11 protein-coding genes are annotated in these 13,615 nt (G+C 68.3%); 2 read left to right on the top strand and 9 right to left on the bottom strand.

Annotated elements, in window-relative coordinates:
- Positions 1-2 precede the first annotated feature (2 nt).
- From RAB70_RS14120 to RAB70_RS14080, 9 genes are all read right to left on the bottom strand, one after another.
- Positions 3-521, bottom strand: a complete 519-nt coding sequence (locus RAB70_RS14120) for a flagellar basal body-associated FliL family protein (RefSeq protein WP_017909004.1) — start codon at positions 519-521, stop codon at positions 3-5.
- Between the two features lie 249 nt (positions 522-770).
- Entirely contained in the window at positions 771-2,069 is a 1,299-nt protein-coding gene (locus RAB70_RS14115; RefSeq protein ID WP_148830049.1) for a flagellar hook-length control protein FliK, read from the bottom strand.
- Positions 2,066-2,527, bottom strand: coding sequence for a flagellar export protein FliJ (fliJ, locus tag RAB70_RS14110; protein ID WP_010341649.1), 462 nt, complete (start codon positions 2,525-2,527; stop codon positions 2,066-2,068). Before fliJ ends, RAB70_RS14115 begins: the two co-directional genes overlap by 4 nt.
- Before the next feature lie 3 nt (positions 2,528-2,530).
- Positions 2,531-3,907 carry a flagellar protein export ATPase FliI gene (fliI, locus tag RAB70_RS14105; protein WP_017908679.1) on the bottom strand — a complete coding sequence of 459 codons (1,377 nt, stop codon included), beginning with the start codon at positions 3,905-3,907 and terminating at the stop codon, positions 2,531-2,533.
- Positions 3,904-4,527, bottom strand: a complete 624-nt coding sequence (locus RAB70_RS14100) for a FliH/SctL family protein (protein WP_017908680.1) — start codon at positions 4,525-4,527, stop codon at positions 3,904-3,906. Before RAB70_RS14100 ends, fliI begins: the two co-directional genes overlap by 4 nt.
- Positions 4,524-5,513, bottom strand: coding sequence for a flagellar motor switch protein FliG (gene fliG / locus RAB70_RS14095; protein WP_017912588.1), 990 nt, complete (start codon positions 5,511-5,513; stop codon positions 4,524-4,526). Before fliG ends, RAB70_RS14100 begins: the two co-directional genes overlap by 4 nt.
- Before the next feature lie 10 nt (positions 5,514-5,523).
- Complete coding sequence (fliF, locus tag RAB70_RS14090; RefSeq protein ID WP_148829007.1) at positions 5,524-7,242, bottom strand: flagellar basal-body MS-ring/collar protein FliF; 1,719 nt, start codon at positions 7,240-7,242, stop codon at positions 5,524-5,526.
- A 12-nt stretch (positions 7,243-7,254) separates the two neighbouring features.
- A complete protein-coding gene (gene fliE / locus RAB70_RS14085; protein ID WP_010341655.1) occupies positions 7,255-7,617 on the bottom strand; it encodes a flagellar hook-basal body complex protein FliE in 363 nt (120 codons plus the stop codon).
- A gap of 256 nt (positions 7,618-7,873) precedes the next feature.
- Positions 7,874-11,368, bottom strand: coding sequence for a glycosyltransferase (locus RAB70_RS14080; protein ID WP_230979392.1), 3,495 nt, complete (start codon positions 11,366-11,368; stop codon positions 7,874-7,876).
- A 708-nt stretch (positions 11,369-12,076) separates the two neighbouring features.
- Between RAB70_RS14080 and RAB70_RS14075 the strand changes: the two genes are divergently transcribed.
- Together RAB70_RS14075 and RAB70_RS14070 are read left to right on the top strand one after the other, a co-directional pair.
- The gene (locus RAB70_RS14075; RefSeq protein WP_148829009.1) at positions 12,077-12,439 is read left to right on the top strand and encodes a hypothetical protein; all 363 of its coding nucleotides are present in this window, start codon (positions 12,077-12,079) and stop codon (positions 12,437-12,439) included.
- Between the two features lie 186 nt (positions 12,440-12,625).
- Complete coding sequence (locus tag RAB70_RS14070) at positions 12,626-13,543, top strand: hypothetical protein (RefSeq protein ID WP_148829010.1); 918 nt, start codon at positions 12,626-12,628, stop codon at positions 13,541-13,543.
- Positions 13,544-13,615 lie beyond the last annotated feature (72 nt).

The following is a 13,615-nucleotide window of genomic DNA, read 5'->3' as shown; positions in this document are numbered from 1 at the left end:
CTTTACTGGGTGACGAAGCTGGTGAACAGGAGTTCTTCCACGCACTTCTTGCCGGTCTCGGCGGTCATCAGCTTCTGCGCGTCGGCCAGCGCCGCGGCCTGCAGCTTCTTGCGCCCATCGATGTTGGCGATGTCCTGCGCCTGCACCTGCGAGAACAGCATCAGCAGGTGCGCACGGATCGCCGGGGCGTTCTCGGTGATCAGCTTCAGTTCTTCCGGGTCGCGGGTCATCAACTGCACTTCCAGCTGCAGGTAATGCGGGCCGTCTTCCGCGCCGCCATTGAGATTGACCACGAACGCCGGGTCCATCGCGAAGTACTGCGCCGGCTTGGGGATCTCGGCGGTCTTTTCCTCGGCCTTGGCGTGGCCGCCTTCGGGCTTCTTCAGGAAGAAGAACGCGCCGGCACCGCCGCCGCCCAGCACCAGCACCGCCGCGACGACGATGATCAGCAGCTTCTTCTTCGACTTGCCGCCTTCCGGGGCGTCCTTGGCGTCTTTCTTGGATTTGTCGGCGGCTGACACTGAGCGGGCTCCTGAGGGGGTCTGCCCCTGAGGATGCAATCGCCGTGCCGAAACCGGGCGCCTGGCGCGCCGGGTGTTTGACGGCGCCGCCGCGCGCCATGCCGGCGCGGGCCGAGACCGTTGTGGGAGAGGGGATCGGACCCAGCGGAGGGGCCTCAACCCCGCCGTGTCCTTCCGACGAACGTCGAGGCCGAGACCCGTTCCACTCCCTCGATCGCCGTGAAGGGGCGCCTGGCGCGCCCCGGATCGTCAGGCGTAGGCGTCGAGCAGACCGCGCTGGCGCAACACCACTGCCGGAATCCCGACGCTGCCGGACAGGTCGTCGGCGAGCTCGCCGCCGTTGCGGCCGCCGCCCTGCGGCGTGCCCTGCGCATTGGCCTGCTGTTGCTGCGGCTGCTGCTGGCCGACGTCGGCCTGGCCGAGCTGGAAGCCGTGCTGGCCGAGCATGTCGCGCAGGCGCGGCAGGCTGTTCTCGAGGGCCTGGCGCACGTCGGCCTGGTTGCTGCTGAAGCTGGCGTTGACCTGGTCGCCGGCCATGTGCAGGCGCACTTCGACCGGGCCGAGCTCGGCCGGATTGAGCTTGATGTGGGCGTGGCCGATCTTCTGGTCGGCCAGCCAGCTGATGCGCGCGCCCAGTTCCTCGTCGAACTGGTTGCCGTGCAGGTTCGGGGTCGGCGTGGGCGAGCCGGTGAACGGCTGCGGATCGGCCAGGCGCGCCGTGGCGTGCAGCGGGGCCGCCGCCGCGGTCGGCACGATCGCGCTGGGATCGGCGGCGGGCGCGGCGTCGCCGCTCTCGCCACTCTTGCCGCCGGCCGCGGCGGCGATGGCGGCCAGCGCCGCCAACGGCGCCGCGGTGTCGGCGCCGCTAGCCTTGTCGGCGGACCCGGCCTGTGCCAACAGCATCGCGCCGAAGCCGCCGGCCGCAGAGGCCGGGGCGGTGCCGGCCGTTGCGGCAGTCGGATCGGTGGCGCCGGCCGCGGTCTGGGCCGCGGCGTCGCCGCCGAGCAGGGCGCCTACGCCGTTGGCCACGGCGCCGGCGACGCCGACCGCCAGCCCGGCCGCTGCGCCCAGCGGGGTCGCGGTGGCCGCCGGCAGCACCGCCGCGCCGATCGCCGGTAGCAGGCCCAGGCCGATGCCGGCCAGCCCGGCCGGCGGCCAGGCGCTGTCGTCGGGCTTGGCGTCCTCGTGCTTGTCTTCGGTCTTGGCCTTGCCCTTGTCGCTGCCCGAGGCCTTGGTCTCGGTGCTGCTCTTCTCGGCGTCCTGGGCGACCTTGTCGCCGGCCTGCGCGGTGCGCGCGGGGTCGCTGGCGGTGTCGTCCGCGGCGGCCGGACGCTTGTCCGCCTGGTCCTTGCCGGCGTTCTGCGCCGGCTTGGGCGTCTCGCGGGCGGCGGGCTTGGGCGCGGTGGTACGCGCCGAGCCGCCGCCGCCTCCGCCGAGCAGCTTGGCGAAGTCCTTGCCGCCGGCGCGGTCGGTGCCCTGCGTGTCGCTGCCGCCGCCGATCTGGCTGGCGCGGCCGCTGCCGCCCAGCGCGGAAAGCGCGTTGTTCATCGTCCGTCTCCGTCATCGTGTTCGTCGGCGGTGGCCGCCAGGCGCGCGCGGCGCGCGCCGAGGTCGTCCATCTCGCGCTGGCTGCGGCGGTCGTCGACCTTGCGTTCCTGCGCGCGGTAGCTGGCCGCGAGCTGTTCCAGCACCTGCTTGTCGCGGCTGGCCAGCAGCAGCCGGCTGCGTTCCATCTCCACCTTCTCGCGGTTGCGGTCCACGGTCTGGCATTGCTGCTGCACCGCGCTCTCCAGCCGGTCCAGGAAGGCGCGGCGGTTGGCCAGTTGCGCCAGGCTGGTCGCGGCCATCTGGCTGTTGGCGTACTCCTCGGCGTAGCGGCGCAGTTCCTCCAGCCGCGACTCGTGGGTGGCCAGGGCGCGCTGGCGCTCGGCGAGATCGCGGGCGACCTCGTCTTCGTGCTGCTGGGCGCGGCGGAGCAGGGGATCGAGACGTTGCGATTGCATCATGGCTTAGTTCTCGCGGTCGACCAGGCGCTTGAGGGCGGCCTGGCTGTGGGGCAGATCTGCGGCTTTGGCGACGTCCTGTCCGAGGAATTCCATGATCTCCGGCCAGCGCTCCAGCGCTTCGTCCACGGCCGGATCGTTGCCGCGCTGGTAGGCGCCGATGGTGATCAGGTCGCGGTTGGCCGAGTACGCGGCCACCAGCCGCTTAAGCGAGCGGATGCGCATCCGCCACGGCTCGTCGGCGATGTCCTGGACCACGCGGCTGACCGAGGACTCGACGTCGATGGCCGGGTACAGGCCGCTGTCGGCGACGCGCCGCGACAGCAGGATGTGGCCGTCGAGGATGGCGCGCGCGGCGTCGGCGATCGGGTCCTGCGGATCGTCGCCTTCGGTGAGCACGGTGTAGAAGGCGGTGATCGAGCCGCGGCCCTTGGCGCCGTTGCCGGCGCGCTCGACCAGGGCCGGCAGCTTGGCGAACACCGAGGGCGGGTAGCCGCGGGTGGTCGGCGGCTCGCCCACCGACAGGCCGATCTCGCGCTGGGCCTGGGCGAAGCGGGTCAGCGAGTCCATCAGCAGCAGCACGTTCAGGCCCTGGTCGCGGAACCACTCGGCGATGGCGGTGGCGCGGTAGGCGCCGTGCAGGCGCGCCAGCGGCGGGCGGTCGGCGGGGGCGGCGACCACCACGGCGCGGCGCAGGCCTTCCTCGCCCAGGGTGGTCTCGACGAAATCGCGCACTTCGCGGCCGCGTTCGCCGATCAGCCCGACCACGATCACGTCGGCAGCGGTGTAGCGGGTCATCATGCCCAACAGGGTGGACTTGCCGACGCCGGAGCCGGCGAACAGGCCCACGCGCTGCCCGCGGCCGATCGGCAGCAGCGCGTTGATCGCGCGCACGCCCACGTCCAGCGGGGTGGTGATCGGTTCGCGCGCCAGCGGGTTGATCGACACGCCGGCCATGCCCACCGAGCCTTCGGCGCGGATCGGACCCTTGCCGTCCAGCGGCACGCCGTCCGAGTCGATCACCCGGCCGAGCAGGCCTTCGCCCACTTCGACGCCGCCGCGGCGGTGCAGCGGCACCACCCGCGCGTTGGGCAGCAAGCCGTGGGTTTCGGCACTGGGCATCAACGAGGTGCGGTCGCCGGAGAAGCCGACCACTTCCGCGTCGACCCAGCCGCCGTCGACCTCGACCTTGCAGGTGGCGCCCATCGGCGCCTCGCAACCGACCGCTTCCAGGGTCAGGCCGACCGCGCGGCGCAGGATGCCTTCGCGGATCAGGCCGCGGCCGGCGGCCACGTCCAGATCGAGCTTGCCGAGGCGGCCGGCCAGGCGCAGGTTGCGCGCATCCAGCCAGTCGGCGGGGTGGGTGCCGGACAGCGCGCTCACAGGCCCGCTCCGGACTTGCGCATCACCGTTTCCAGGGCCGCGCGCAGGCGCGCCTCGAGGGTGCCGTCGATGCGCACCGATTCGGCGTGCACGCGCAGGTCGCCGCGGCTCAGGCTCAGGTCCGGCACCAGCCGGATGCCCTGATCCATCAGCGTCAGCAGCGGGGTCAGCGCGGCGATGTCGTCCGGGTGCAGGCGCACCTCGACATCGCGGCGCGCGCCGCCGACCGCGTCCAGCGCCTCGGCGACCAGTTCCGACAGCAGCACCGGGTCGGCCTGGTAGGCGCGGCCGACCAGGCTGCCGGCGATGCGCACGGCCAGCTCGCCGAGCGCGCCGACCACCTCGTTCTCCAGCCGCGCCAGCGGCCGCGAGAAGTTGTCCAGGATGCCTTCGATCTGTGCGGTGAGGCGGCGGATCTCGGCCTGGCCCTGGGCCAGGCCCTCGGCGTGGCCGCGTTCGAAGCCTTCGTGCTGGGCCGCGGCCTCGATCGCCTGGATCTCCTCCAGGCTCGGCGGACGCAGCACCGGCTCGTCCGGCAGCGCGTCTTCGTAGGGCAGCGCCGCCAGCGCGGACGGGGCATCGAGTTCCGGCGCCAGCCAGCGCACCACGTTGCCGTTCATACCATGGCCTCCGCACCGCTACCGCCCAGGCTGATCACGCCTTCGTCGGCCAGGCGCCGCACGATCGCCAGGATCTCCTTCTGCGCGGCTTCCACGTCGGACAGGCGCACCGGGCCGCGCGCTTCCATGTCTTCCAGCAGGATCTCGGCGGCGCGCTGGGACATGTTCTTGGTGATCTTGTCGCGCACCTTGATGTCGGCGCCGCGTAGGGCCAGGCCGAGACGGTCGCCGCTGACTTCGCGGAGCATGGTCTGCAGGCCGCGGTCGTCCAGCTCCACCAGGTTGTCGAACACGAACATCAGGTCCTGGATGCGGCTGCCCAGGTCGGCGTCGATCTTGCTGATCGCCGACAGCACGCCCTGGTCCGAGCCGCTGTCCAGGAAGTTGAGGATGTTGGCCGCGACCTTGACCCCGCCCACGTTGGACGACTTCAGGTTCTGGTTGCCGGAGAACTGCCGCTCCATGATCTCGTTGAGCTCGTTGAGCGCGTGCGGCGGGATGCCGTCGAGGGTGGCGATGCGCATCAGCACGTCGGCGCGGGTGCGCTCGGGCAGCAGCTTCAGCGCCTCGGCGGCCTGGTCGCTGTCCAGGTGCGCCATCACGATGGCGATGATCTGCGGATGCTCGTTGCGCACCAGGTCGGCGATGGAGCGCGGGTCCATCCACTTCAGGGTGTCCAGGCCGGTGGTGTTGCGGCCCAGCAGGATGCGGTCGATCAGGCTGCCGGCCTTGTCGGCGCCCAGCGCCTGCACCAGCACGTTGCGGATGTAGTCGTCGGCGCCCACGCCCAGCGAGGTCTTGCTGCCCAGCTCGGCGTTGAACTCCTCCATGACCTTCTCGACCTGGTCGCGCGAGATGCCGCTCAGCGTCGCCATGGCGATGCCGATCTTCTGCACCTCCTTGGGGTCCATGTGCTTGAGCACCTCGGCCGCGTCGGCCTCGCCGAGCGACAGCAGCAGCACGGCGGCGCGCTGGGTGCCATTCATTGCGTTCGCATCAGGCTTCACTGGCGACCCATCCCTTCACGACCTGCGCCACGCGCTTGGAATCCTGTTTGACCGCTTCGCGGGCCTGACGCAACCGTTCCTCGTAGGCGTCGGGCAGGGCGATGGCGGGGTTGCCGCCAGCGCCGCCGCTGAGGCTGGCGGTGTCCTCGCCCAGCGACGGCAGCAGCGGGTTGTCGTCGTCGAGCATCGACAGCTTGGCGTCGCGCGGCTCGTTGCCGTCGCGGTCGTGGCCCACCGACGCGGCCGGCGCGGGACCGGCGATCTGGCGCAGCGCCGGGCGCAGCACGCCGAACAGCAGCGCCAGCACCACCGCCGCACCCAGCACCAGGCGCGCGACGTTCATCACCCGCGGATCTTCCCACCAGCCGGGCTTGTCGGCCGCTTCCGGGGCCTGGCGGACGAACGGGGCGTTCATCACCGAGACGGTGTCGCCGCGTTCGGCATTGAAGCCCACCGCCTGCTTGACCAGGCCTTCGATGCGGGTCAGTTCGGCGGCGCTGAGCGCCTGCTCGGTCATCTTGCCCTTGGCGCCGGGACGCATCACGTGGTCCACCAGCACGGCCACCGAGACGCGCTTGATCCGTCCGGCCGGCTGCCGGGTGTGCTGCAGGGTGCGGTCCAGCTCGTAGTTGCGGGTGGCGCTCTTGGAGCTTTCGGTCGGGGTCGCGGCGGCGGCCTGCTGGGTGCCGGTGCCGGCGACGGGCGGGGCACCGGTGGCGCCCGGCTGGCCCGGCGCGCTGCCCGGCGAGTTGCTGGTCGCGCCGGGTGCGCCCTGCGGGCCGCTGGTGCTGGTGCTGCTGTCGCTGACCTGCTCGCTGCGCAGCTTCGGCGGGTCGCCGTTGTACAGCTCGCGCGCTTCCTCGACCACCGAGAAGTCCATGTCCACGTTCACTTCCGGGTTGACCCGGCCCGGGCCGGTCATCGGCTCCAGCAGTTCGCGGATGCGCTGGTTGTAGGCGCTTTCCTGGCGCCGCACCTGGTCGAACTGGGCGGCGTTGAGCGCGGCGTCGCTGTTGGGGTCGGCGATGGTCAGCATGCGCCCGCTCTGGTCGACCACGGTGACGCGGTCCGGCGCCAGGTCGGGGATGCTGGAGGCGACCATGTTGACGATCGCATCGACCTGGTTGCGTTCCAGGGTGGTGCCGCCGCGCAGTTCCAATACCACCGAGGCGCTGGCGGCCTCGCGCTGGCGGGTGAACGCGCTCGGCTTGGGGATGGCCAGATGCACCCGCGCCTCGCGCACCGGGCGCAGGCTGGCGATGGTGCGCGCCAGTTCGGTTTCCAGGGCGTGCTGGTAGCGCGCGTTCTCCACGAACTGGCTGACCCCGAAGCCGGGATCCTTTTCCATCACTTCGAAGCCCATGTTGCCGTTGTCGGTCAGGCCGGCGCCGGCCAGCTTCAGCCGCGCGTCGTACAGCTTGTCCTCCGGCACCGTGATCGCGCCGGTGGCCTGGTCGAGCTTGAACGGGATCTGCGCGGTGCGCAGCAGGTCGGTGGCCTCGGCCGTGCCCTTCTCGTCCAGGCCGGTGTACAGGGGAGTGTAGGCCGGCTTCTGCGACCAGAAGAACACGAACAGGCCGGCGGCCACGGCCACCGCGATCATCGCCATCAGGCCGATGCGCCGGGTGAGCTGCAGGCTCTGCAGGCGGTCGAACCAGGCCCCGGCCTTTTCGCTGTTGAATGTGTCTTTGCTGATCGCAAGCGCCATCGTCTTCTACCCTTACAGCGGCATGTTCATCACGTCCTGGTACGCCTGGACGAGTCGGTTGCGGACTTCCACGGTAGCGCGAAACGCCACCTGGGACTGTTGCGCGGCCAGCATCACCTTGGCCAGGTCGGCGCTGGGGTCGCCCAGTTCGAAGGCCTTGGCGAGGTCGCCGGACTTCTGCTGGGCCTCGTTCACGCCGCCGATCGCGTTGCGCAGGGTCTCGGTGAAGCTCGGGCCCTGCACGCCCTGGCTGCCGCCCAGGCCTTCGATCGCATTGCTGCGGCCGACATCGCCCACCCGCGTCTGCGCCGCCTGGCCGACCTGGCCCTGGTAGCTGCGGATCTGCGAAAGGATGGAGCTGATGGAGTCGCTCATACGGTGAAGTCCCTGCCGGGAGACGGCTTGCCCGTATGCAATGCAAGCGGTGTGCCGAAACGGCACTCACGTGTCGCGCAGCCTCCGGACAGGCATGCGCGGGGAAGGCCGGCACCCGGTGACGGGTTCCTGGCGCCGGCGGCACGGCCGGCACGGACCGCGCGCCGGCAAGGTGTCGGCAGGTTGACGCCGTGCGCCGCGTCACGGTCGGACGCGGGCGCCGCGCGGCGACCTCAAGGCCGGCGAGGGGACCGACTCAGTCCGGCAGCCAGGCTGCCCGCCACTCCTGCAGATTGGCGCCCTGCAGCAACCAGTCGCGCTGCACCGTCGCGCGCAGGGCAGTGCCGGCCGCAGTGCGCGCGTCGGCATCGGCCAGGTGCGCGCGGATCGCATTGACCCAGTCGCGAAAGCGATTCTTGACCAGGGTGACCGGCAGCGCGCCATCGCGGTAGGGCGGCAGGTCGCTGGCCACCACCGGATAGCCGCAGGCGCCGTATTCGAGCAGGCGCAGGTTGCTCTTGCAGCGATTGAACAGGTTGTCTTCCAGCGGCGCCAGCGCCAGGTCCAGGCCCAGTGCGGCCAGCGCCTGCGGATAGCGGGCGAAGTCCACGCCTGCGTGCACCTCGTGCACATGCCGGCGCAGCCGCTCCGGGCACAGGCCCATGAACACCCAGTGCACCTCGCCGGCCAGCGCCTGCACCACGTCGGCGATCAGTTCCAGGTCGCCGGTGTGGCTAAGCCCGCCGGCCCAGCCGACCCGTGGCTTGGCCGAGGCGGATGCCGCCGGCGGCGCCAGCGCGCCCCACAGCTGCGGCTCCAGCCGGTTGCGCACCACGCGGATGTCGCCGTGCAGGCCGGCCAGCGCCTCGGCCAGGTCCGGCGTGGAGACGGTGACCCGGTCCACCAGCGTGGCGGCGCGCCGCAGCGAGCGCAGCACGTCCTTGGGCATGTGCTCGCGATGCGCGCTCTTCAGCGGCAGGTTCGGCAGGTAGTCGTCCAGCTCGTAGACCATGAAGGCAGTGCCGAACCGGCGCATGCGCTCCATCCGCGCCAGTTCCGCGTCGCCGACCCGGCGCTGCAGCACCACCACGTCGGCACCGATGCGCTGCAGCTCCACCGGGTCGAGCAACCGCGCGTAGTACAGGCCGTCGATCTGCGCGGCCGCGGCCAGTGCCTGGAACGGCTGGATCACCCGGTACTGGCCGCTGCCGAAGGTGTCGCCGGGATGGGCCAGCACCCGCGGCAGCGGTTTCCAGGCCAGCGGCTGCCAGGAGAATTCGGACTCGGTCAACTGGAAACCGCCGGGCTGGTCCAGGCCCAGGCTCGGCGAATACGCCGGATCCTGCGCCAGCGCCGGCAGCCAGCGCTGCAGCAGCGCCTCGTCGGCCACCTCGCTGCGCGTGGCCGAGGCTGGTTGCAGCAGCAGCGCCTGCGGCGTCCACACGGTCCAGGCGCCCGTCGCCGCGGCGCGCAGGCACAGGTCCACGTCGGCGCCGCCGGCGGCGAAGCCCGCCGCGTCGAAGCCGGACAGGTGCTCGAACAGCGCCCGCCGCACCAGCAGGCAATGCGCCGACACCGCGCTGTAGCGGTGTGCCACCTGCAGCCGGCCCATGTAGCCCGGCTGCGCCATCGCCTCGCCGGCGAAGGCGTGGCCGGCGCCGGCCAGCAGGCCCGGCAGCAGGCCGGCATGGGTGATGCGGCCGTCGGCGGACACGCCCTTGGCGCCGACGATGCCGACTTCGGGCCGCTGCGCGTGGTTCATCAGCGCGTGCAGCCAGCCGTCCTGCACCGCGGCGCTGTCGGCGTCCAGGAACAGCAGGTACTCGCCTTGCGCCTGGGTGGCGGCGAGGTTGTGCGCCTCGGCCTGGCACACCCGCTGTTCCAGCGCGAACACGCGGATGCGGCCGTTGCCCAGTTCGGCTACCGCCTGCATCCACGCGGTGATCTCCGGCGCCTGGCTGGCGTTGTCCACCAGCAGCAATTCATAGGCGGGGTAGGCGGTCTGTTCGAGCAGGCTGACCACCGCGCGCTGCAACGCCGGCAGGTTGTCCTGCGCCAGCAGCACGATCGAGACCGGCGGCTGCGCGGGGTGGCCGTAGTCGATGCGGAACAGGCCGCCCGGCAACGGCTCGACCGTGGCCTGCGGATAGCCGCGGGCCTGCAGGTGCGCGGCGATCGCGCGCTGGCGCGCCGGACCGCCGGCCTCGGCGCTGGCCGGCGTGGCGACCAGCAGTGGCTCGGGCAGGTGTGCGATGCCGTCGCCGCCGTCGCGCAGGAACAGGCGCAGGATCAAGTCCAGTTCGCTGGCGCCGTCGTGGGCCGGATCGAAGCCGCCCAGCGTCCGCACCGCCGTGCGGCGGAACACCCAGTGCCCGGCCGTGGCCAGCGGATTGCCCAGCAGCAGGTCCAGGTCCGGGTCGGACCGCAGCAGCGGCGCCAGGGTGTCCGCGTCCACGGCCAGCCATTCGTCCGCATACAGTGCGTTGCACTGCGGTTGCTGCGCCAGTTCCAGCAGCAGCCGCAGCAGGCCGCCCGCGTAGAACCGGGTGCCCGCGACCACGCGCAGGCACCAGTCGCTGGCCGGCGAGGCATCCAGCGCGGCGGACAGCGCCGCGGCATCGGCCTCGGCCGGCAGCGGTGGCAGGATCCGGACCCGCGGGTCGGGCCACGCGGGGAGGGAGGCGTCGCCCAGCACCAGCGCCTGCACCTGCGCGAACGGCGTGCCCTCCAGCAGCAGGCTGTCCAGCGTTGCGTCCAGCGCGGCACGGTCGGCGCCGCGTGCGTCGACCAGCACGGTGAGCCGCGGCGCGCCGCCGAGGGCGTCCAGGCGCGCGTCGAGGAGGTCGCGTTGCGCCGGCGTCACCGTCCGCCGCGCCTGCCAGTCGCGCAGCGTCGCCTGTACGCAGACCCGCGCGTAGGCGTCCTGGATCGCCTGCAGCAGGTCCACCGGCGTGCCGGGGCCGCCGCCCAGCGGCGTCACCGTGACCTGGCGGACGTCGCCATCGCCGCGGTACCAGCCCATCGCGCGCACGCCCTGGCGGAAGTTGGCATGCCCCTGGTCGCCGATGCCTGGCTGGTCGCGGCCTGCCTGGCTGTATTGCTCTTCCGATACCCGGAAGCGGGTCAGCGGCTTTGCCAGCAGCGCCAGGTGGCCGCGGTGCAGCAGCTTGGCGTACAGCGCCAGGTCGCCGACCCAGTTGATGACCTTGCCGGCCAGCGTCATCAGCTCGTCGCCGATCTCCAGCAGGTCGCTGCGCCGGCACAGCACGCAGCTGGGCTCGCCGACGAAGTTGATGGTGTGGTCGGCCAGGAACGACAGCAGCTCCGGCCCGTCCAGCAGCACGTCGCCGGCGAACGGGAAGGCGGTGGCGTGGATGTCCTCCAGCGGCGCGCCGTGGCTGTCGATGCGCTGGCGGCGCGAGGACGCCAGCAGGACGTTCGGTGCACTCTGCATCGCCGCGACCAGCGCGGCCACGCAATCCGGCGCCAGCACGTCGTCGTCGTGCAGGAACTTGACGTACTCGCCCTGGGCCAGGGCGATGGCGCGCGCGGTGCTGCCGAGTTCGCCGTAGCGCTCCGGATTGCGGTGGTAGCGGATCGGGAACGGGGCCATCGCGGCGCGGCGTTCCACCACCTCGGCGATCGCCTCGGTGGGGTTGTCGTCGCAGATGACCAGTTCCAGCGCCGGATAGGTCTGGGCCAGCACGCTGTCGAGCGCCTGCTCGAAGTAGCGCAGCTTGTAGGCCGGCATGACCACGCTGACCAGGGGCGGGTGGGGCATGAACGATGGACCGTGTCGGGAGGGGCAGGTTCGGTCGCGAGCGAGGTCGCGATCAAGTGGGGCAGTTTCCCGATCATGCAATAAGCGTGCCGATGGATGTCGGCCCGGTGAAACGAAGGAAAGCGAGCTGGCGGGGCCTGAGTTGAAGAACGTGAAGCAGTGCTTCAAAGAGAAGACCGTTGAGCCCCGCCAATCGAGCGATGACCAGGCGTCTACATATAAGGAATCGTCGGCATAAGTGGCTTTGCGTCATCTCATAAGCCGGGATGACATGTCAGCAACAGCGAGCTGCGACATTGAGGTCGCTCAGACCGCAATTGAACACTCACGATTCGATGCAGTCGCAGGATTTGATCCTGCAACTCCCTACAGTGTCTACACGGCATGCGGTGGGAGTTAAAAGGATCACAAAAAGGCATCACATGGGCGGGCTTATCCCAGCTGCGAGCGTGAGCGTAATGATTCTTTGGGTTGAAAAACAACCTTCATGAAATGAGTTGATAGTTGGCGACTGCTATGCCTTCCATCCTGCCTGTAGTGAATTTACTGGAGTTATAGCGTCAATGTATATGTAAATTTGGTCGGGTAAAGTGATTCAATAAAAGGGGGGGTGATCAAATGAATTAGCTCATTCGGAAGTAAATTTTAAAGGCATAAATCACATTCAAGGAGGGTGCTATGGAAGCTGTCAAGATTGGTGCATTTTCGCGCTGTGTATTTCCGAATGGAAATGTGGTGCAAATTGTGCAGCCGTCGCAAAATAAGAACGGAATCTATCTGCGGACCGCAGGTATTCAGCCAGGGCATGGATGGGTGAACCTCTATGCCTCGGCGACGCCACCTCCTGGTCCGGGAGATATCGATACGCCAATTATTTTTGCGGGAAATGGATCCGCTCGTGCCGGTGAGCGTTCTCAGGTCCTCCTTCAATATCCTTTGTTCATCCCGTCCGGCCTTGGCTTGTGGGTTAGTAGCGGAAGTTTCCTCGATGGCGCGGCTGCTGATGGTGCGTTCTTCGCGACGTGGGATCTGCTTAGTTAGTAAGGGGGTAAATGTATTAATTCCCCTGTTTTTCACAATGAAGAGCGAATCTGTTGATTGTTTGAAAATCGTGAATTGGGGTTGCTGCGACAAACGGTAACCAAAGCCAGGAATTCGAAAATCATCATTGTGACTGCTGCGTTTTTGTCCGAAAAACTTCTTAACTAAATATCAAGGAATTTATTTATGTCGAATGCAATCTCGGGTGCCAATATCTACGTGAAAGCTGGTACGCGTGCGGATTTTGACGCTGCAGCGACGGCCGGTGAACTTGCGGCCCGTGAGCCATATTTCATCAGTGATGAAGGGCGGTTCGCGATGGGGACTAGCGCGAATGGCTACGTTACTTATGCCGTCGCATTGACTCAGGATTTGTCTTTGTATGTCTCCAATGCCGGCAGTGACTCCAATGACGGATTGAGCGCTGCGACGGCATTCCAGACCATTCAGCATGCTGTAGATGTCGCGCGGACTCGTTATTCGCTATGCGGCTATACAGTATTCATCAATGTCGCAGACGGGACCTATGTAGAAAACGTTGTGGTCGGCAATGTGGCCGGTGGCATCGTTCGGTTTGTAGGCAGTACGTCTGCGATTTGGCGTAATACTGCGGGATGGATCCTTACGGTGACTGACGCCAGCAGGGTACTCGTGTCTGGTTTTACGTTTGGCGGCGGCGCAACAGTAAACGGCATAGTGATTGGGAACAGAGCGTCTTGTAGTTTTTTGGGTGGTCACGTGTTTGCAGCGGTCACCGGTTCCCAAATCACAGTAGCGACCAATGGTGTCTGCTACGTGTCAGGTAATTATAGTATTACTGGCGGTGGTACCACCCATTATGGGGTGTACGATGGCGGTCAACTGATCCTTGGCAGTATCACTGTTAACCTGACAGGTACGCCGAATTTTACTATCGCCTTCGCTGACATTGGCCGGGTTGGTGGCATAAATGGCGGTGACAACACATTTACATTTTCTGGAGCAGCGACAGGAACGCGGTATAAAGTCTATGTAAACGGCGGTGTTTGGGTGAATGGAAAGGGGCAAAATGTGTTTCCGGGAAATTCGGCTGGAATTGTAAATACAGGTGGTAGTTACTATTGATATTTAGGTCCTGTGAGGCCATTTTTGGCGAACCCAGTAATCCGCCTTTTTCTGCCTGTTTTCTTATCGATG

This window comes from Xanthomonas sontii (genome assembly GCF_040529055.1).
In the GTDB taxonomy this organism is placed as follows: domain Bacteria; phylum Pseudomonadota; class Gammaproteobacteria; order Xanthomonadales; family Xanthomonadaceae; genus Xanthomonas_A; species Xanthomonas_A sontii.
Note: the sequence above shows the minus strand (reverse complement) of the source record. Positions and strands in the feature narration are given on the sequence as shown.